A 19,836-nucleotide genomic window follows, 5' to 3' on the forward strand; every position below is an offset into this window, starting at 1 on the left:
GACATTAATTGTATATTTGAGCCATGTCTCAAGTAAAACTAATCGAATGCCCAAGAGATGCCATGCAAGGCATCAAGCCTTTTATCTCAACAAAAGATAAAGTTAAATACATTCAGAGTCTTTTAGCCTGTGGATTTGACACGATAGATTTTGGCAGTTTTGTCTCGCCAAAAGCTATTCCACAAATGAAAGATACCGCTGAAGTGTTACAACATCTTGACTTATCAGAAACGCAATCCAAACTTTTGGCTATTGTAGCTAATTTGAGAGGAGCTCAAGATGCTTGTCAATTTAATGAAATTGATTATTTAGGTTATCCATTTTCTATTTCAGAGAATTTTCAAATGCGAAACACCCACAAAACCATTGCAGAATCTATAGATATTCTAAAATCAATAATCGATTTGGCCAACAAATATAACAAAGAGGTTGTGGCTTATTTGTCTATGGGCTTTGGCAATCCTTACGGCGATCCTTATAATTCAGATATTGTTGCCGAGTGGACAGAAAAACTTTCTGGTTTTGGAATTAAAATACTTTCATTATCCGATACAATTGGCGACTCAAACCAAAAAATTATTAATCAATTATTTTCAGAGCTTATCCCAAAATACCCTAACATAGAGTTTGGTGCACATTTGCATACCACACCCAATTCATGGCATGAAAAAGTAGATGCCGCCTACCAATCAGGTTGCAAAAGATTTGACGGTGCAATTCAAGGTTTTGGCGGTTGCCCTATGGCTAAAGATGATTTAACAGGTAATATGCCCACAGAAAAACTTTTATCATATTTCAATACTCATAAAGTTAGTCACGGTGTAAAAATGACACGTTTTGAAACGGCTTACAATAAAGCTTTAGATGTTTTCAGTGATATTTAAGTATTTTTTATTGTTAAAATGGTTAAGGATTTAAGAATATTTCGACGTATTTAAGAATAATTTTTAACTTAGGGTTTTAAAATAACATAATTATGAAAAAATTCCTTTTACCATTACGTTTTGGAATTGCTATAAGTGGTTCATTAATAGGCTATTTTTTATTGTTATCATTATTTGGTTTACACACCAATCCGTTTTATAGTTTTTTTAATGCAGTCATTCTTGGTTTTGGTATTTTTGAAGCTATTCGTATCAAACGTTTAGAACACGGACCAAACTACACTTACTCTACTGGTTTTTCTTGTGGTCTAATAGCTGGATTTATCGCTACAATAATTTTTTCCATATTTATGGCTATTTATGCCACAGAATTAAATCCTGATTTTATCAATAGCTTATTGACCAGTTGGGATAATCATTTTAAAGTCACTATCGGAACTTTTATTTTTGTAGTAGCACTTATGGGATTTGCCACTTCAGTAGTGTCAACACTTACTATTATGCAATTGTATAAAAACCCTAAAAAATAAGTTTGTATATTTTAAAAACTTACTCTACATTTGCAATCCTTAAAAATTGAACAAAATCATTAAGCTATGTATGCAATTGTAGAGATAGCAGGGCAGCAATTTAAAGTTGCAAAAGACCAAAAAGTTTTTGTTCATCGTTTACAAGACAAAGAAGGTGCAAAGGTTGACTTTGATAACGTTCTTCTCTTAGACAACGATGGTCAAGTTCAAGTTGGCGCCCCAGCTATAGAAGGTGCTCAAGTCAGTGCTAAAATTTTAAGACACCTTAAAGGTGACAAAGTCATTGTCTTTAAAAAGAAAAGACGAAAAGGCTACAAAAAGAAAAACGGACACCGACAATATTTGTCTGAAATCCAAATTGAAAGTATTGTAGCTTCAGGAGCTAAAAAAGCGGAGAAAAAAACTGAAGCCAAAACTGAGACTAAATCAGTAAAGAAAACTGAAGCCAAATCAGCAACAAAAAAAGAACAAACCACTAAACCTGCTGAAAGTGATGTTAAACTTTCAGATATGACCGTAGCCGAATTAAAAGCTATGGCTAAAGACAAAGGTTTAGAAGGTTACTCAAGCCTTAAGAAAGCAGAATTAATCGAAGCAATAGAAAACTTTAAATCATAAAACCATGGCACACAAGAAAGGCGTTGGAAGTTCAAAGAACGGAAGAGAGTCAGAATCAAAACGACTCGGTGTAAAAATATTTGGTGGTCAACCTGCTGTTGCTGGTAACATTATTGTTAGACAACGTGGCACAGCTCACAGACCTGGTGAAAATGTTTACGCCAGTAAAGATCATACACTACATGCCAAAGTTGATGGCATTGTAAAGTTTCAAAAATCTAAAGGTGATAAATCTTATGTTTCAATAGAACCTTTTGAAGCATAAATGACTTTTTAATCTTAATAATTAGAAAAGGATATTCAATGCGAATATCCTTTTTTTTTATATAAAATAAATTCTTATACCAATTTAAATTAATGATGTCGATAATAAAAAGATGAAGGTGTAATACCGACGTGTCCAAGTATTTTTCGGTATTATTTTCTGGTGCTGGTTGACTTTCAATTGTAATAATATTTGAATCCAATAAAGTAATATCAAAATTGGTTAGGTTGTTAAAAGTGCCAAAATTTTCAATTTAATTAACTTCCATAAACTTCATAATTATATCATTTTTTATATATTCGACTATAAATCAAAATATTTTAATATGTATAAATTATTCATCATTTTAGCTGGTTTTTGTTTTCTCACACCATCACAAGCACAGATTAGTGAAATGATGGGGTTTAGAGATTATAGAGATATTTCAGATGCCTATTTCATGCGGTTTAAAGAAAATTCAAAGTTTGACATCAATGATATTGAAGGTTCTCCATTTTTAACAGAAGATTTTCAGTTTGGATATATCATCGATAGCAAATCTAAAAATAAAGCCCAAGCATATCTTAGATACGATGTCTATAATGACGTTTTTGAAATAAAGTTAGAGCCAAATTCAAAATCTTTAAAAACTTTGAAAAGGACTCCAAGGTATAAATACAATTTGGGTGGTGAAACTTTTGTTTTGATTAAATCACCTCAAGTTATTAATGAGGAACACTATAATTCTGGAAATGGATATGTTGTTGAATTGACATCACCAAAAGCTGAAGCAGTGCTTTATAAACGATATTTTAAAGAACTCATCCCTGGTTCAAAAGCTTTAACATCTTATCAGCAAGATATTCCTCCAAGCATTAAAAGTGATACCAGATACATCATCAAGTTTGGAGATACTTATGTAAGAGCCGAAGATCATAAAAAGAAAATCTTAGATGCTTTTTCTGATCATAAAAAAGACATTAAAAATTACATAAAAGATAAAGGTTTTAAATTTAGAGGAGACGATAAAGAAATCCAAAACCAAATGATACAAGTTGTTCGTTATTATAACAGCTTGAAAAACTAACCACCAACAAAATCTTTTAAATAGTAAGGTTCAAAATAAGCCACATCTTCAAAGTTTTTATTCAGAAACAGTTCATCAGCCAACTTACACATCTGCTTTGCTGAGGGGTTTTTGTTTTCTATAAAAAATCCTTTTTTGACATTGTCACAAATTTCTTTAAACTTGCTTACACCATTGCCAATAAAATATATTTTTTCATTTACATCAAAATAATCCTGAAAGCTATCAGATTTTAAAATTTTAGCTTCAACTTTTGACAAAGTTTTGAATTTAGAATTAAAAACGGAGGTGTAAACTTCCATCCGCCGTGCATCAATCATAGGAATGATAGGGAATTGAGTTTGATGTTGTTCAACTTGTTTAGCTAATATTTTTAAAGTTGAGATACTAATTAAAGGAATCTCAAGTGCATAGCAAAGACCTTTGGCTGTTGAAACTCCAATTCTTAATCCAGTGTAAGACCCTGGACCTTTACTGATAGCAATTGCATTAAGGTCAGTGATTTTAAGGTCAGATTGCTTAATCACTTTGTCAATAAACAGATGAAGTTGTTCGCCGTGAGAATATTGCTTTTTGTCATCTTCTTCCATAGCAATCAGCTGTCCATTCTTTGCTAAAGCTACTGAACAGTTGGTTGTAGAAGTTTCAATGGATAAAATATAAGCCAAAATAAAAATGATTTAATTAATCAACTGGGCGTTCTCCAAAAAATAATTCTAAGACTTTAATTCTAAAAATATAATCGTATTTGGCTTGAATCATTTGGTTTTGAGCATTGGTTAGTCTTGTTTTAGATTGGCTTAAATCAAAAGCATTGCTCATGCCAACATCAAAACGTTCCTTGGCAAAATCGTAGGCATTTTGCTGAGCTTCAACAGACTTCATGGTCGCTTCATAAGCTTTGGCGACACCTTGAGCATCTACGTAGGCTTGATATACATCAGCTTCAAGATCAAGCTCTGTTTGTTGAAGTTGATTTTTAGACCGTTCTAAATTAATTTGACTTCGTTTAACATTATTACGGGTAGCAAAGCCATTAAAAACAGGAATATTAAGCTGAATTCCATAAGAAATACCATCGTTTCTCCACAACTGATCTATAAAATCTCTTGGTCCAATGGCTTCGATCAAAAAGTTAGGAGCAACAACAGTAGCACCAGTATCTTCTACAAAACCTATTTGTTGAGTAGGATTATCTGGATCTATTCCACCTGAGGCAAATCTATCTCTATTTGATTCACGTGTGTTGTAGTTAAAAAAACCACGTAAAGTTGGATAGTAAGCACTTTTGGCAATTTCAATGTTTTTTTGGGCAATTTCCACGTTTTTTTCAGCAATTTTCACTTCATAACGCTCTTGTTTGGCTTCTTCTATAATGTCGTTAACATTTCGGTTTATAATATCTGTTATAGGAATATCATATGACTCGTCAGCAATATCAAAGTTTTCATAATCATCTATTAGAAGTGATTGAGCAAGACTGATAAGGGAGATTTTAATATCATTTTCTGCCACTATAATTTGTTGTTGCTCATTAGCATTGGTAGCTTGTAGTTCTAAAATATCGCCTTGCGGTACTGTTCCTGCTTTAATTAAAGCATTGGTTTGCTCAATTTGTTGTTGGGTGATTCGATTTTGTTCTTCTAAAACAGCTAGGGTTTGTTTACTCACTAAAACTTGCAGGTAAGCATTGGCTATAAACAAAGCGATATCATCTTCCATTTGCTCTAAGGAATATTGACTGGCTAATTGAGACAGCTTTGCACGTTGTAGAGTTCGCCAATTTTGCAGTCCACTAAAAATATTAATGCCAACAGTTGCTCCTGCAGAGAAGTTTCTTGTAACTTGATTTTCAAGGACACCAGTTGTAACGTTTTGAGTAAGACCTGAGTTCCAACTATTACTCGCATTGAGATTTAAAGAAGGTAGAAAATTACCAACAGCGTCACTTTTATTGATATCAGCATCCTCAATATCGAGTTGAGATTGTTTGATACTTATATTGTTGTCAAATGCGTATTTAATACAAGCCTCTAAGGTCCATTTGGTTTTGGCTTCATTCTCTTGGCTAAAGCCTTGAGCAAAGTAAAAACAAAATATTATTAAAACTAATTTTTTCATAAACTGTATTATTTTTTTAAAGATGTTTGAAATCGTTTTGAAATGTATGTGTATAAAAAATTATCCACCGAAACCACTTGGTTTTTTCTCTTTTACTTTATTCCAAACTTTTATTTTGTCATCCTTAGATAGCCCTTTTTTAATTTCAACATTAATACCATCACTAATGCCAAGTTCAATATCTCGTCGTTCAAATTTTTGATTGCCAACCATAACTTCTACGTATGGTTTTTTGGTTTCTTTATCAAATTGTATCAAAGCTTCTTTAATGGCTAAAACATCTTCAGCTTTTTCTAAAATAATAGAAGCATTAGCACTGAGTCCAGCTCTTATAAAAACATCGTCTTTCAGCTCAGATAAAGTTCCTTCAATTTCAAATTGAACAGCACCATTTTCTTCAACACCTTGAGGTGCGATATAATCTAAAGTTGCATTAAACACGACATCTTCAAGGGCTCCGATTGTAATTTCAAGAGGTAAACCTTCTTTGATTTTACCGACTTCAGACTCATCAACTTTTCCTTTAAAAATCATATCGTTGGTATTTGCAATAGTTGCAATTGTAGTTCCTTCATTAAAGTTGTTAGCTTCTATAACTTGGTTACCGACTTTGACAGGTACATCTAAAACCATCCCAGAAATCGTCGCTTTTATTTCTGTTGTAGTTGCATCACCAATACCTGCAGTAGTTCCTGTATTGATAATTTCAAAAGTTTCTTTTGCTGATTCTAAATTTTGCTTAGCAATATCAAAAGAACGCTGTGCTTGGTCAAAATCATTGGCTGAAATTACGCCTTTCTCAAAGAGTTCTTTTTGACGGTTATATATTTTTCTTTCGTTATCTAAATTAATTCTCGCTGTCATGATCTGATTTTTAGCGTTGTTTAAATTAGATACATTTGGCACAACCTTTAGTTTGGCTATTAGTTCTCCAGCCTGTACAGTATCGCCAGGTTTAACCAATATTTTTTCAATAATACCAGATATATTAGGTTTTACAGGTACTTCTTCTCTTGGTGTAATGGTGCCTGTAGCAATAGTTTCTCTAACTATAGTTTCAGTTGTTGGTGTTTCTGTTTGGTAAGTCACTGGTGGTTCTTGGTCTTTTTGATACAAATAGTACACAGCGCCTACAAAAAGAAAAGCAAGAAGGACTAAAACGATAATGGTGATTGCTTTTTTCATTTATTTTTGGTTTGATTTTATTTTTTTATTCATTTCTTAAAGCTTCAACGGGTTTTACACGAATGGCATTTTGTGCAGGTATAAATCCTGCTAATAGCCCAGAAAAGATTAATATTCCTAATGCAACGAGCACAGTAACATAATCTACGCTTGGATTGACAAACATACTATCAGGAGAGGCTGAAGCCCCAAAGAAAAATTTATTTAAAATAAATATGACAAAAGTTGCGAATATAATTCCTGCCATTCCTGCGATAATGGTTAAGAATACAGATTCAGATAAAATCTGACCTCTAATCTGCCATGGTGTAGCTCCGAGTGCACGTCTCACTCCGATTTCTTTTGTGCGTTCTTTGACGACGATAAGCATGATATTACTAATTCCGATAACTCCAGAAAATAGCACTAAAATACCAACTAAATAAGCCACAGCATTAAGTGCTAAAAACAATCCGCTTATTTTAGAAAATTGCTCATATAAGTCAAAATTTCCAACGGCACTTTCATCTTCGGGATTGATACGATGTCTTTTTTTTATCACATCAATTATCTCTGATTTTAAATTAGTAATTGAGTAGCCATCTTTAGCAGTAATAGCCATCCAGCCGACAACATTGCCCATATTGAAAGCTTGTGAATAGGCAGAAAACGGAACAAATATTTGTTTTTGAGCCTCTTCTAAATCTCCACGGGTTGAACTGGTTTTTTCGTATATACCAATTACCATAAAGTTGACGCCTTGTATTTTTATGTAACTGCCTAAAATTTCTTCTCCAATATCATACAAACCTTTTTGAACACCTGTGCCAATTACTGCAACTTTACGTTTTTGCTCAATATCATTTTGGTTGATAAATCGACCTTTAACAATATCCATTGGCTCTTGTTTGATGATTTCAGGATAGTCGCCGTAAACATTGTAAGCTCCAGATTTCAGACCTTTTGTAACATTATTGCCACCTCCAAAACCGCCAAGTTGATTGCGTGGAGAGATGTATTCTAAACCATCAACATTATTTTTTAAGGCTTCAACATCTCCAATTTTAAAGTTAAATCGTCTGCCTTTTGGAAAGCTATCATAAGCTTTTGTTGTTGGCATAGTCCACATAAACATGGAGTTTGTAGCTATACCCGAGAATGCTTGTCTTACACCATTTTCAAGCCCGTTACTGGCGGCTAATAATACGACGAGAATAAAAATTCCCCAAAACACACCAAAGACCGTCAATAATGTCCGAAAGACATTTGATGTCAGTGATTCTAATATTTCGTTCCATTTGTCTTTACTAAACATACTATTCTTCTCTTAGAGCATTAATAGGTTTGATTTTAGCACCTCGCCATGCGGGAAAAAATCCAGCTATAGCACCAGCAAGAACTAATACAATAACCGTAGATATAGCGATGTTAAAACTCACTTCAGGGTTTGAAATAAACTCAGTATTAATCATAGGACCAACAAATTCAAGCAAAACTAAACCAACAATAAGCCCCATAAAGCCTGAAACGGCGGTAACAAAAATAGATTCATGTAAAACCATACCGACAATACTTATAGGTTTTGCTCCAAGGGCTTTTCTAATGCCAATTTCTTTTGTGCGTTCTTTAACAATGATAAGCATAATGTTGCTCACTCCAATAATTCCAGCAAGCAGACTTGCTAAACCAATCAACCAAAAAAACAATTTTATATTGGCTGTTAACTCGTAAATGCGTTTTGAGGTTTCAATAGAATTACTGATATTAATGGCAGAGTTATCCAACGGTGAAACTGTATGCTTAGCTTTGAGAATAGCTTCAAGTTGGCTTATCAGTTGATTAGATTTTTCTAAAGCCACATCAAAAGACTTTTCTTTTGGCATAGTAAAGCTCATATTACGAATATCTTGACCAGCACCAAACACTTTTTGCATAGTTGATATTGCCATATATACTCTGGACTCTTCTCTATCGCCACCAGGGTCTTGAAAAACCCCAACCACTTTAAAGTTGATATCTTTAATTTCAATCAGCTTACCTAATGGATTTTTGTCTTCAAAAAGTTCGTCTCTGACTTTTTTTCCAATGACTACTTCTTTGGTAGATGTTGATTGGTCTTTATGATTAATAAACCGTCCTTGTATAATCTCAGCGTTTTCTAAAAATTGATAATCAGGCAAAACCCCTTCAATTCTATAGCTCCCTGATTTATCTTTGTAGCTTGTCAGCCCGATCCATATTCTGTAAACTGAAGATTTATATTCTAACTCATCTCCAAAATTTTTGACTAACAGATCATAATCATTATTCTTAAATTGAATTCTTCGTCCAGGATTTAGACCTTTGTATTCAACTCCAGTAACACCAGTATAAACAGAAATCTGATTTGTAGCGTCTCTTTGAAATTGCTCTTCTACGCCATTTTTCATACCTTCACCTATACCAAGAAGTAGCACCAAAATCAAAATACCTGTTGCCACAGAAAATCCAGTTAAAAACGTGCGTAGTTTATTTTTGCTGATAGCTTCAAAAACTTCTAACCAGCGCTCGAGACTAAGCATTAGCAAGGGCTTTAACTTGTTCTATTTTTCGGTCATCTATAATTATACCATCTTTTAGATTGACAATACGTTTAGTCATATGAGCAATATCTTCTTCGTGGGTTACTACAAGTATGGTTTTCCCCTCGTCATTAATTTCTTGAATAAGATGCATAATTTCATAAGATGTTTTAGAATCTAATGCACCTGTGAGCTCATCGGCTAAAATAACTTTAGGTTGACCTGCTAAGGCTCTCGCAATAGCCACACGTTGTTTTTGACCACCAGATAATTCATTGGGTAAATGATTTGCCCAATCGGCAAGACCTACTTTTTCTAAGTATGACATTGCTTTTTCCATACGTATTGTACGTTTAATATTTTGGTAATATAAAGGTAAAGCTACATTATCTAATGCGGATTTATAATTAATCAAATTAAAAGATTGAAAAATGAAGCCGAGAAATTTATTGCGATAATGAGTCGCTGTTTTTTCGGTAAGATTTTTGATTTCAACGCCGTCGAGATGATAAGAACCTGAATCTGCTTCATCAAGCATACCAAGGATATTGAGTAAAGTAGATTTTCCAGAACCTGAAGATCCCATGATTGAAACGAGCTCGCCTTCTTCAACTGAGAAGTTAATACCTTTTAAAACATGTAAAGAGTTTTTGCCGATTTTGTAAGATTTGTGTAAATCTTTAATTTCAATCATTTTTATGACTTTAATAATTAGACTACTAACTAAAAGAAATGTTACAAATTAGTTTGTTAGGACATTGTTAAAATAATCTAATTTATTTAGAATGAGTATAATGAAGCGACACCCGATTCATCCTAAAATGGGTATAACTTGATTAATTTGCATCATTGAGTTTTAATTTATAAGGCATAAAAATTATTTTAAACAAAAAAGCTTAATTTTGCCCTATGGAAACACAAAGACAACAAAAAATAAGTCAAATTATTCAAAAAGATTTGGCAGAAATCATTCAAGATAGTTTGAGAAAGTATGGTCAAAAAAATCTCATTGTAAGCGTAACTAAATTAAAAGTAACAGCAGACTTGTTAGAAGCTAAGGCATACTTAAGTGTGTTCCCAGAAGATAAAACACAGGCTGTATTAAAGGAAATTAAACAAATTTCAAATAGCATAAAACATCAACTTGCTTTGCGGACAAAAAACCAATTGCGTCGAGTTCCGGAAGTGAAATTTTTTAACGACGACACAATAGCCTATGTGAATGAATTGAAAGAGGCTTTTAAAGGGAAAAACAACCCTATTAAAGATCCAGATTTATTAGACAAACGACGAAAATCTTGAATTTTTCACTTTACATTGCCAAACGTTATTTACTAAGCAAAAGCAAAAATAATGCTGTCAATATTATAAGTTATCTTGCGTTATTTGGAATATTTGGCACTTCTTTAGCTTTATTTGTTGTCTTGTCAGCATTTAGTGGTTTAAAAGATTTTAGCTTAAGTTTTGCAAACAAGTATGACCCAGATTTAAAAGTCTTACCCGTTGAAAGCAAACGCCTGAATGTAAACAAAGACATCAAAGATGCTATTCTAGCTCTTGAAGGAGTAAATCAAATTTCAAGTATAATTGAAGAAAAGACCTTATTAAATTATAAAGACAAAAATATTCCTGCCATTTTAAAGTCAGTAGATAGTAATTTTGTTAAAGTTAACAACATAAAATCATCTGTATTTTTAGGGCAATGGCTCAATTCTAATTATCCTTACCAAGTCGTAATCGGCAATGGATTAAGTCAAAAACTGTCTGTAGGTATTTTAGACCAATCAGCTTTTTTAAATTTTATAGTTCCTAAGCCTGGCAAAGGGCAGGTTGTCGATCCAAATGATGCATTTAAAAAGGTTAATACTTTTGTGAGAGGTATTTTTGGAGTATCAGAAGAATATAATAATACTTATGTTTTTGGATCGCTAAAATTAGGGAGAGATTTACTAGGGTATGAACCTAATGAATACTCTGCAATAGAAATTTCGATAAATGAAAATGCCAATGTTCCTGATTTAAAAACTCAAATAAAAAATATTTTTGAACAAAATGTAAATGTCAAAACACGAATTCAACTCAATGACCAGCTGTATAAAATGCTAAATACGGAAAACTTGATGGTTTACCTTATCAGTACATTGGTTCTTATTATAGCACTATTCAACCTTATAGGTTCAGTGATAATGGCTATAATAGATAAAAATGATGATATAAAAACATTTTCTCATTTAGGTGCTTATAAATCTCAAATCAATACAATTTTTTTCTTTCAAGGATTCCTAACAACGCTAATCGGCTCAATGTTGGGTATAGCCTGTGGTGTAGTTATTGTTTTACTTCAATTAGAATATAGCTTAGTAAATATAACAACTTCTCTACCCTATCCAGTAAAACTCAATTTTGGTAATATACTTATTGTGCTGTTAACTACAATTTTACTGGGATATGTAGCTTCAAAAATAGCCTCATCTAGAGCCAATAATAAGTTATTGTAAATCAACATTAGCTATAAAAGAATTTAAAAAACCTTCAAAATATCAGGTATCTTGAAGGTTTTTACTTTATTGAAAGATATTGAAAATTAAGCCAACATCGTGACTGGATTTTCAATATAGGTTTTTAAAGTCTGTAAAAACTTGGCTCCTGTAGCACCGTCAACTGTTCTGTGATCGCAGGCCAAAGTTAGTTTCATGGTATGTCCCACAACAATTTCTCCGTTTTTAACCACAGGTTTTTCAACTATTGCACCAACTGATAAAATAGCTGAGTTGGGCTGATTGATAATACTTGTAAATTCGATGATGCCAAACATACCTAAATTAGAGACAGTAAAAGTTGAGCCTTCCATTTCGTCTGGTTGCAACTTTTTATCTCTAGCTTTGGTGGCGAGAGATTTTACATTTTGCCCAATTTGTGTGAGTGATTGTTGGTCAGTAAATTTTAAAACAGGCACGACCAAACCTTCGTCAACCGCCACAGCTACACCTATGTGGATGTGCTTAGCAATTTTAGTCACATCGCCTTGCCATTGTGAGTTGACTCGTGGATGCTTTCTCAACGCCATTGCTGAAGCTTTGATAACTAAATCGTTGAATGATATTTTGGTATCTGGTATTTCGTTGATTTGCTTACGTGAAGCTATGGCATTATCCATATCGACTTCAATGTCAAGATAGTAATGCGGTGCGTTAAACTTAGATTCAGCCAATCGCTTGGCAATGGTTTTACGCATTTGAGAGTTTTTAACTTCTTCAAATTGCTCTTCGCCAACTGGTTTATAGACTTCTATTGGTTTAGACTCTGCTTTTGTTTCCGCAGATTTTGATGCTTCAGCAGTTGCAGAATCTTGTGGTTTATAATTTTCAATATCTTTTTTAACCACTCGACCATTTTCGCCACTGCCTTTGATTTGAGCTAAATTGTAGCCTTTTTCTTCAGCCATTTTACGAGCTAATGGCGACGCAAATATACGTTTGCCATCAGCCGTTTGTGAAGCTTCACTTGGAGTTGTTTCGGTTTTATCACTTGAGGATGAATCTTCTGATGTTTTTTGTGATTTTTTAGAAGATTTATCTGAAGAGGAAGAACCACCGCTTTTTATACTTTTAAGCACAGCATCAACGTCTGTGCCTTCAGGACCAATAATGGCAAAACATAATCAACTGGGGCAGAGTCGCCTTCTTCAATACCTATATATAATAACGTTCCTTCATAAAACATCAAATTCTGGGCAGAGTTTGTCGGTTTCAATTTCTATATATAATAACGGCCTTCATAAAACGGATTCAAATTCCATTGCCTTCTTTGTCGGTTTCAACTTTGTCTCCTTTCTTTTTGAGCCAAGTTGCGCCTTCTTCAACTTTGTCTCCTTTCTTTTTGAGCGGTTTCAATTTCGGCAAGGATTTCGCCTTCTTCAGCTTGTTTGATTAAATCAGAAATATCTTCACCTTCTTCGCCAATAATAGCAAGAAGTGAATCTACGGGAGCACCATCGCCTTCTTCAACACCAATATGCAAAAGAGTTCCTTCATAAAAAGATTCAAACTCCATGGTGGCTTTATCGGTTTCTATTTCGGCAAGGATATCACCTTCTTCAACTTTATCACCTTTCTTTTTGAGCCACTTAGCAACAACACCTTCTTCCATAGTGTCGCTTAGTCGTGGCATATTAACTACTTCTGCCATAATATTTTATAATTTGTGAGGTATAAATGGATAATCATCTTGCTCGTAAACGACATCATACATAACATTTTTGTCAGGAAAATCTGACTCGTCAGCAAACTTTTCACACTCTTTAACTTTTTCTTTTACACGTTTATCAATGTCTTTGATGTCGTCTTCGCTAGCGTATTTTTTATCTAAAATAATATCCTTAACATAATTGATAGGGTCAATTTTTTGGTATTCTTCAACCTCTTCTTTTGTTCTATATTTTTGAGCATCGCTCATAGAGTGTCCTCTATATCTGTATGTTTTTAAATCTAAAAAAGTTGGTCCATCTCCAGAACGGGCACGATGAATGGCTTCATCTAAAGCTTCGGCTACTTTTTCGGGCTTCATGGCATCAACAGGAGCACAAGGCATTTCGTAGCCTAGACCAAGTTTCCAAATGTCTTCTTGATTAGAAGCTCTTTTTACGGATGTTCCCATAGCATAGCCGTTGTTTTCTACACAAAAGACTACAGGCAATTTCATTGTCATTGCTATATTGAGAGTTTCGTGTAAAGAGCCTTGTCTTACTGCTCCATCGCCAAGGAATGTTAAAACAACACCACCACGATTGAAATATTTTTCTGAAAATGCTAGACCAGCACCAAGTGGAATTTGACCACCAACAATACCATGTCCGCCGTAAAAGTTGTGCTCTGGCGAAAAAATATGCATCGATCCACCTAGACCTTGAGATGTTCCCGTAGCTTTTCCATACAATTCGGCCATTACTCTTTTTGGATCAACACCCAAACCAATAGGTTGAACATGGTTGCGATATGCAGTAATCATTTTGTCTTTTTCATGATCCATCACATGTAAAGCACCAGCCAATATAGCTTCTTGTCCATTATATAAATGTAAAAATCCTCTTACTTTTTGTTGGATATAGACTTGTGCTAATTTGTCTTCAAACTTTCTCCAAAACATCATGTTTTCATACCAATCAAGATATGTACTTTTGGTTATTTTTTTCATAGGATTAAAAATATAAATCTATTAGATATGAATACAAAAATAGAATAATAATCATGAAATGAAAACACTTTAAGTTTATTTAAAATTTTTTAAATTTTTGTTGAAAGAGATAATTTTCTAAAAAATTAGTATTGAGGAAATGCTTTTTTTTATCATTAATAAAGCAGAAAGACAAAACTTTTAGTTTGATATCAAATTATTAAACATAATGCTATAACTAATTTTAAAAAAAATGCAGAATTACTCTTTCATTATTTAGTTTTGTTGCTTACCAAGATTTTTAACCCGATAATGCAGTAAACATCTCAATTAAAATGAATTTTAAACGTTACTATTACCTGATTAGTTTGCAATACTTAGGGTTTCGATTTCACGGTTGGCAAATTCAACCCAATGTGCCTACTGTTGAGTTGATGATTAAAAAAACTTTGAGATTTATATTGCCTGATGCCAAAACCAAAATCATGGCTTGTGGTAGAACAGATGCTATGGTGTCTGCAGAGCAAACTTATGTAGAGTTATTTTCAGATCAAAAATTACCAAATTTAGATGTTTTTTTAGGCACTTTCAATTACAATCTACCTGCTGATATCAAAGCTCTAAATATAAAAGAAGTCGATAACACTTTTAACATCATTCAAGATTCAAAAGTTAAGGAATACCATTATTATTTTGCTTTTGGCGGTAAATTTCATCCGTTTAGTGCGACTTTAATGTGTCACGTTAAAGCAAATTTAGATATAGAAATTATGACCAAAGCGACAAAGGCATTTAAGGGCAAAAAAGATTTTTACTCTTATACATTTAGACCCAAAACCCAAACCCAAACCACAGCTGAAATTCTATCTTGCCAACTTAGGTTAAACAATGAATTGACAGCGAGTTTTTTTCCAAAACAATCTTATGTATTAAAAGTCAAAGGCACAGGATTTAAACGCAACCAAATTCGATTGATGATGGGAATGTTGTTTGATTTGGGTCAACATAAAGTCAACTATGACTTCTTTTTAAAAACCCTTGACGGTTATAATAAAATAAAGCTGGAACATATTGCTCCAGCTTCAGGTCTAATTTTACACAAAGTTGAATTTTAATTTTGTGCTGTCGTATCTTCTTCAACAGGTATATTTAACCGCTTCATCACTTTAATAGTAATATCGTATTCAGGTGCAATATATATTAATGAATTGGTTTCATTAAAAATATGAGTAAAACCATCTTCTTTAACAATTTTGTCAACTTGATCACCAATTTTATTATACAACGGTCTTAATAATTCATCTTGTCTAACTTGAAGTAGTTTACTTGAATTGGTTCTTAATTTTTGGATATCTTCTTCAAGTTTTATAATGTCTTTTTGTTTTAATTTTTTTAAAGCTTCGGTGTAAGTTGCTTCTTTTTCGGTATAGTTTTTGACTTTCTCTTGATATTCATCATACTTGGTTTTTAAACCGTCATCTAAAGTTTTACCGTAAGTTTCTAATTTTTTTTGAACATCTTTAAATTCTGGCATTTTTGAAATAATGTACTCAGTGTTTATCGTTCCTACCTTGGTTTGTGCAAACGACATTGATGTTAAAATAAAAGTCGCAATTAAAAATTTAATTTTCATAATGATATGTTTTTTACAAATAAAAAACAAAAATACAGCTTATATCTTATTTTAGTATTTTTTTAAATTTTAGTTTTGAATATGGACATCAAACAAAAGATAGAAACCTTACGAACTGAGCTACACCAACATAATTATCAATATTATGTCTTGGATAAACCCGTAATCACTGACTACGAATTTGACCAAAAGCTAAAAATCCTCGAAAAATTAGAGGAAGAACACCCTGAATATTTTGATAAAAACTCACCTACTCAACGTGTTGGCGGACAGGTTACAAAAAATTTTAAAACCGTAAAACATCGAGAAAGGATGTATTCGCTATCTAATTCTTATTCTAAAACAGATTTAGAAGATTGGGTAAAACGCATAAAAAAAAGCATATCAGAAGATGTCATTTTCACTTGTGAACTAAAATATGATGGAGCATCTATCAATTTAAGCTACGAAAATGGAGAATTTATACGTGCAACAACAAGAGGCGATGGCTATGAAGGTGACGATGTTACGCATAATGTAAGGACAATAAAAAGTATTCCTTTAAAAATAAAAAACGACATTCTTCCTGAAATATTTGACGTTAGAGGTGAAATTGTTTTACCGTTTGAGGGTTTCACAAAATTAAATGCAGAACGTGTTGAACAAGGATTAGAACCCTATGCAAATCCAAGAAATACCGCTTCTGGTTCACTAAAACTTCAAGACAGTGCTGAGGTAGCCAAACGACCTTTAGATTGTTTAGTCTATAGTATTCACGCAGAAAATTTAGGGTTTAATTCTCAATACGAAGCCTTAGAAGAGTTAAGAAAAATAGGATTCAATGTCCCAAAGGAAGTTAGATTATGTCAAAATTTAAATGAAGTTTTTAGCTTTATTAATTTTTGGGATAAAGAACGTTATAAACTACCTTACGAAACTGATGGTGTTGTGGTAAAAGTCAATTCTTTTACACATCAAAAAACACTAGGACATACGTCAAAATCGCCACGTTGGGCAATGGCTTACAAGTTTAAAGCCGAAGAAGTGAAAACAAAACTCAACAAAATCACTTATCAAGTCGGTCGAACTGGAGCTATCACACCAGTTGCCAATTTAGAGCCTGTTCAAATCAGTGGTACTACTGTGAAAAGAGCTTCTTTGTATAATGCCGATCAGATCAAAAAGTTGGATGTTAGAGAAGGTGATACTGTTTATGTTGAAAAAGGTGGAGAAATTATCCCAAAAATCACAAAAGTTGATTTCTCTAAGCGTGATCCAAACTCTAAACCCACAACCTATATCAAAAAATGTCCTGAATGCAACACAGCTTTAAAGCGAGATGAAGGCGAAGCCATACACTATTGCCCAAATCACAACAGTTGTCCACCACAAGTTATAGGTAAAATACAACATTTTATTTCTCGTAAAGCTATGGATATTGAAGGTTTAGGTGGCGAAACTGTTACGCTTTTGGTCGAAAATGGACTCATTAATAATTATGCCGATTTATATGAACTCAAAAAAGAGGATATCATAAAGTTAGAACGCATGGCTGAGAAATCTGCTCAAAATATAATTGATGGTATAGAGCAATCAAAACAACGTCCATTTGAAAAAGTTTTATTTGCCCTCGGAATAAGATTTGTAGGTGAAACAGTAGCCAAAACTTTGGTAAAAGCCTTTAAAAATATTGATAAAATAGAGGCGGCAAAGATGGAAGATTTAACCCAAATAAATGAAATTGGTGATAGAATTGCAGAAAGTGTGATAGAATTTTTTAGTGAGCCAACAAACATTAATCTTATAGAAAGACTTAAAAGTTATGGGTTAAAATTTGAAATTGAAGAAGAAGTGCAATCATCTTCAAAATTTGAAGGTTTAAAATTTGTAGTTTCTGGTGTTTTTGAAAATTACGAACGAAAAGAATTAAAATCGATTATTGAAAACAACGGCGGTAAAGTAGTAAGTAGTATTTCTAAAAACACTAGTTACATCGTTGCAGGTAATAATATGGGACCTTCAAAAAAGGCTAAAGCTGAACAATTAAATATTCCTATCATAGATGAGATAGATTTTAAAAATATGATAGACGATGAGTAAGCCAAATCTTTCTAAACCTATTGTCCTTAAAACATCTGCAAAATTATTTAGGCATCAAAGTTTTGCACAGGTAAGTATGCGAGATATTGCGAATGCTTTAAATGTAAAAGCCTCAAGTCTATACAATCATATCTTATCAAAAGATGAAATCTTAGAAGAGCTAATCTTTGAGTTAGTCGATAAGTTTATGACAAAAATCAACGAAACACAAAACAAAACTATTGACACTAAGTTTAAGCTTGAAGACATTATTCACACACACATTGACATAGCCATTAACACACCGAATCAGTTTGCTACATTTAATAGTGATTGGAAGTATTTGAAGTCTGATAAAAAGAAATATTTTTTAACTCAAAGGAAAATCTATGAGCAAATATTAAAATCTATAGTTGAAAAAGGAATTGATGATCAAGATATAAAAAAATGTAATCCTGAAATTATCATATATCAAATGTTGTCTTCACTTCGCACGCTCCATTTATTGTATGAAAAAAAAGATATAAGCACTCATACTTTTAAAAAAGAAATTCCAAAATTGATTTTGGAAGGAATCATAAAATAAAAAAGCCTCCCAAACGGAAAGCTTCTCTTCGGCTTTACAAACCTGACACAACTATGTGTCTCAACACAACTTCTTTTTCAACTTATTACCTATTTACTCATTTAGGCTACTGAAATAAGTCGAAGTAGCGGTCTGAACGATCCCGAAGTTTCGGGAGAACTCGCGACCCTCCCGCACGTGCGGGACAAGTATTCTAACCAACTATATTGAATTTAGGGTTATTAAAGAATTTTTCATAAAATAAAAAAGCCTCCCAAACGGAAAGCTTCTCTTCGGCTTTACAAACCTGACACAACTATGTGTCTCAACACAACTTCTTTTTCAACTTATTACCTATTTACTCATTTAGGCTACTGAAATAAGTCGAAGTAGCGGTCTGGACAATCCCGAAGTTTCGGGAGAACTCGCGACCCTCCCGCACGTGCGGGACAAGTATTCTAACCAACTATATTGAATTTAGGGTTATTAAAGAATTTTTCATAAAATAAAAAAGCCTCCCAAACGGAAAGCTTCTCTTCGGCTTTACAAACCTGACACAACTATGTGTCTCAACACAACTTCTTTTTCAACTTATTACCTATTTACTCATTTAGGCTACTGAACTAAGTCGAAGTAGCGGTCTGGACGAGACTCGAACTCGCGACCCCCTGCGTGACAGGCAGGTATTCTAACCAACTGAACTACCAGACCAAAATTTTATTTATAAAGAACTTTATTATAAATGCTAATTACCAAATCATAATAAACTCCCAACGCTCCCACACGTGCAGAACAAGTGTTCTAACTACCTAAACAATTAGCGGATGCAAATATAAACTGAAATTTAATTCTAACAAGTAAAAACAAAAAAATATTAATCAAAAGTTTTGCTTTTCTAATAGGTAGGTCAAAATTACTTTTTCAAAGCCTTTATTGATATCAGCATCAACATATTTTATTTGATATTGCCTACACTTTTGCAATAATTCCGACTTAAAAGATTTGGCTAAACTTTGATAATCTTCTTTAACTTGTTCAGGATACAAGTCGATTTTTCTTTGACTTTCTACATCTACAAATCGCCTTGGAATCTCTGAAAAATCAAAATCAATTTCTTTATTAAAATCAGTTGTATGAAACAATATAACTTGGTGTTTATTATATTTTAAATGTCTTAATGCCTCAAAAACATTTTTTGA

19 protein-coding genes, 1 tRNA gene and 1 pseudogene (1 of these 21 only partly in view) are annotated in these 19,836 nt (G+C 33.0%); 10 read left to right on the forward strand and 11 right to left on the reverse strand.

What is annotated here, in order from left to right; all coding sequences use genetic code 11:
• Positions 1 to 23: 23 nt before the first annotated feature.
• The 5 genes from IGB25_RS09385 (at position 24) to IGB25_RS09405 (ending at position 3,363) form a co-directional block, all read left to right on the forward strand.
• Entirely contained in the window at positions 24 to 884 is an 861-nt protein-coding gene (locus IGB25_RS09385) for a hydroxymethylglutaryl-CoA lyase (RefSeq protein ID WP_211064784.1), read from the forward strand.
• A 92-nt stretch (positions 885 to 976) separates the two neighbouring features.
• Positions 977 to 1,414 (forward strand): DUF4199 domain-containing protein, encoded by a 438-nt coding sequence (locus IGB25_RS09390; RefSeq protein ID WP_211064785.1) that lies wholly within the window; start codon positions 977 to 979, stop codon positions 1,412 to 1,414.
• A gap of 66 nt (positions 1,415 to 1,480) precedes the next feature.
• The gene (gene rplU, locus IGB25_RS09395) at positions 1,481 to 2,032 is read left to right on the forward strand and encodes a 50S ribosomal protein L21 (protein ID WP_211064786.1); all 552 of its coding nucleotides are present in this window, start codon (positions 1,481 to 1,483) and stop codon (positions 2,030 to 2,032) included.
• A gap of 4 nt (positions 2,033 to 2,036) precedes the next feature.
• Positions 2,037 to 2,297: a 50S ribosomal protein L27 gene (rpmA, locus tag IGB25_RS09400; protein ID WP_125087157.1), complete on the forward strand. Its 261-nt coding sequence runs from the start codon at positions 2,037 to 2,039 to the stop codon at positions 2,295 to 2,297.
• A gap of 325 nt (positions 2,298 to 2,622) precedes the next feature.
• Positions 2,623 to 3,363 carry a hypothetical protein gene (locus tag IGB25_RS09405; RefSeq protein WP_211064787.1) on the forward strand — a complete coding sequence of 247 codons (741 nt, stop codon included), beginning with the start codon at positions 2,623 to 2,625 and terminating at the stop codon, positions 3,361 to 3,363.
• Here IGB25_RS09405 and tsaB read toward each other — a convergent pair.
• The 6 genes from tsaB to IGB25_RS09435 are packed head-to-tail and all read right to left on the reverse strand — an operon-like array spanning position 3,360 to position 9,903.
• Positions 3,360 to 4,031, reverse strand: coding sequence for a tRNA (adenosine(37)-N6)-threonylcarbamoyltransferase complex dimerization subunit type 1 TsaB (gene tsaB / locus IGB25_RS09410; protein ID WP_211064788.1), 672 nt, complete (start codon positions 4,029 to 4,031; stop codon positions 3,360 to 3,362). The genes IGB25_RS09405 and tsaB overlap by 4 nt on opposite strands.
• Positions 4,032 to 4,047: 16 nt before the next feature.
• Positions 4,048 to 5,484 (reverse strand): TolC family protein, encoded by a 1,437-nt coding sequence (locus IGB25_RS09415; RefSeq protein ID WP_211064789.1) that lies wholly within the window; start codon positions 5,482 to 5,484, stop codon positions 4,048 to 4,050.
• 60 nt (positions 5,485 to 5,544) lie between these two features.
• Positions 5,545 to 6,669, reverse strand: coding sequence for an efflux RND transporter periplasmic adaptor subunit (locus tag IGB25_RS09420; protein WP_211064790.1), 1,125 nt, complete (start codon positions 6,667 to 6,669; stop codon positions 5,545 to 5,547).
• Positions 6,670 to 6,694: 25 nt separating this feature from the next.
• Positions 6,695 to 7,963 (reverse strand): ABC transporter permease, encoded by a 1,269-nt coding sequence (locus IGB25_RS09425; RefSeq protein WP_211064791.1) that lies wholly within the window; start codon positions 7,961 to 7,963, stop codon positions 6,695 to 6,697.
• Position 7,964: 1 nt separating this feature from the next.
• A complete protein-coding gene (locus tag IGB25_RS09430; protein ID WP_211064792.1) occupies positions 7,965 to 9,209 on the reverse strand; it encodes an ABC transporter permease in 1,245 nt (414 codons plus the stop codon).
• Entirely contained in the window at positions 9,202 to 9,903 is a 702-nt protein-coding gene (locus IGB25_RS09435) for an ABC transporter ATP-binding protein (RefSeq protein ID WP_211064793.1), read from the reverse strand. The genes IGB25_RS09430 and IGB25_RS09435 overlap by 8 nt, the downstream gene beginning before the upstream one ends.
• A 215-nt stretch (positions 9,904 to 10,118) precedes the next feature.
• On the opposite strand from IGB25_RS09435, the gene rbfA reads away from it, so the two are divergent.
• Both rbfA and IGB25_RS09445 read left to right on the forward strand, forming a co-directional pair.
• Positions 10,119 to 10,511: a 30S ribosome-binding factor RbfA gene (gene rbfA, locus IGB25_RS09440; RefSeq protein ID WP_211064794.1), complete on the forward strand. Its 393-nt coding sequence runs from the start codon at positions 10,119 to 10,121 to the stop codon at positions 10,509 to 10,511.
• Positions 10,508 to 11,707: an ABC transporter permease gene (locus IGB25_RS09445; protein WP_211064795.1), complete on the forward strand. Its 1,200-nt coding sequence runs from the start codon at positions 10,508 to 10,510 to the stop codon at positions 11,705 to 11,707. Before rbfA ends, IGB25_RS09445 begins: the two co-directional genes overlap by 4 nt.
• An 86-nt stretch (positions 11,708 to 11,793) precedes the next feature.
• Here IGB25_RS09445 and IGB25_RS09450 read toward each other — a convergent pair.
• Together IGB25_RS09450 and pdhA are read right to left on the reverse strand one after the other, a co-directional pair.
• Positions 11,794 to 13,397, reverse strand: a pseudogene (locus IGB25_RS09450) (2-oxo acid dehydrogenase subunit E2).
• A 6-nt stretch (positions 13,398 to 13,403) separates the two neighbouring features.
• Complete coding sequence (gene pdhA / locus IGB25_RS09455) at positions 13,404 to 14,402, reverse strand: pyruvate dehydrogenase (acetyl-transferring) E1 component subunit alpha (protein ID WP_211064796.1); 999 nt, start codon at positions 14,400 to 14,402, stop codon at positions 13,404 to 13,406.
• Between the two features lie 314 nt (positions 14,403 to 14,716).
• Here pdhA and IGB25_RS09460 point away from each other — a divergent pair, with 314 nt between their 5' ends.
• Entirely contained in the window at positions 14,717 to 15,496 is a 780-nt protein-coding gene (locus IGB25_RS09460; RefSeq protein WP_211064797.1) for a tRNA pseudouridine(38-40) synthase TruA, read from the forward strand.
• On the opposite strand, the gene IGB25_RS09465 is transcribed toward IGB25_RS09460, so the two are convergent.
• Entirely contained in the window at positions 15,493 to 16,014 is a 522-nt protein-coding gene (locus IGB25_RS09465) for an OmpH family outer membrane protein (protein WP_211064798.1), read from the reverse strand. The two genes, IGB25_RS09460 and IGB25_RS09465, sit on opposite strands and share 4 nt — an antisense overlap.
• Before the next feature lie 81 nt (positions 16,015 to 16,095).
• On the opposite strand from IGB25_RS09465, the gene ligA reads away from it, so the two are divergent.
• Together ligA and IGB25_RS09475 are read left to right on the forward strand one after the other, a co-directional pair.
• The gene (gene ligA, locus IGB25_RS09470) at positions 16,096 to 18,093 is read left to right on the forward strand and encodes an NAD-dependent DNA ligase LigA (RefSeq protein ID WP_211064799.1); all 1,998 of its coding nucleotides are present in this window, start codon (positions 16,096 to 16,098) and stop codon (positions 18,091 to 18,093) included.
• A complete protein-coding gene (locus IGB25_RS09475) occupies positions 18,086 to 18,658 on the forward strand; it encodes a TetR/AcrR family transcriptional regulator (protein WP_211064800.1) in 573 nt (190 codons plus the stop codon). The genes ligA and IGB25_RS09475 overlap by 8 nt, the downstream gene beginning before the upstream one ends.
• A 616-nt stretch (positions 18,659 to 19,274) precedes the next feature.
• Here IGB25_RS09475 and IGB25_RS09480 read toward each other — a convergent pair.
• Both IGB25_RS09480 and IGB25_RS09485 read right to left on the reverse strand, forming a co-directional pair.
• Positions 19,275 to 19,348, reverse strand: a tRNA-Asp gene (locus IGB25_RS09480).
• Positions 19,349 to 19,515: 167 nt separating this feature from the next.
• Positions 19,516 to 19,836, reverse strand: the end of a protein-coding gene (locus tag IGB25_RS09485; protein WP_371815889.1) for a DUF58 domain-containing protein. 591 nt of this gene lie beyond the right edge of the window; 321 of the gene's 912 nt are visible here — the last part of the coding sequence; the start codon falls outside the window, past its right edge; its stop codon occupies positions 19,516 to 19,518.

This window comes from Flavobacterium sp. CS20 (assembly GCF_018080005.1).
Taxonomy (GTDB): Bacteria; Bacteroidota; Bacteroidia; order Flavobacteriales; family Flavobacteriaceae; genus Psychroflexus.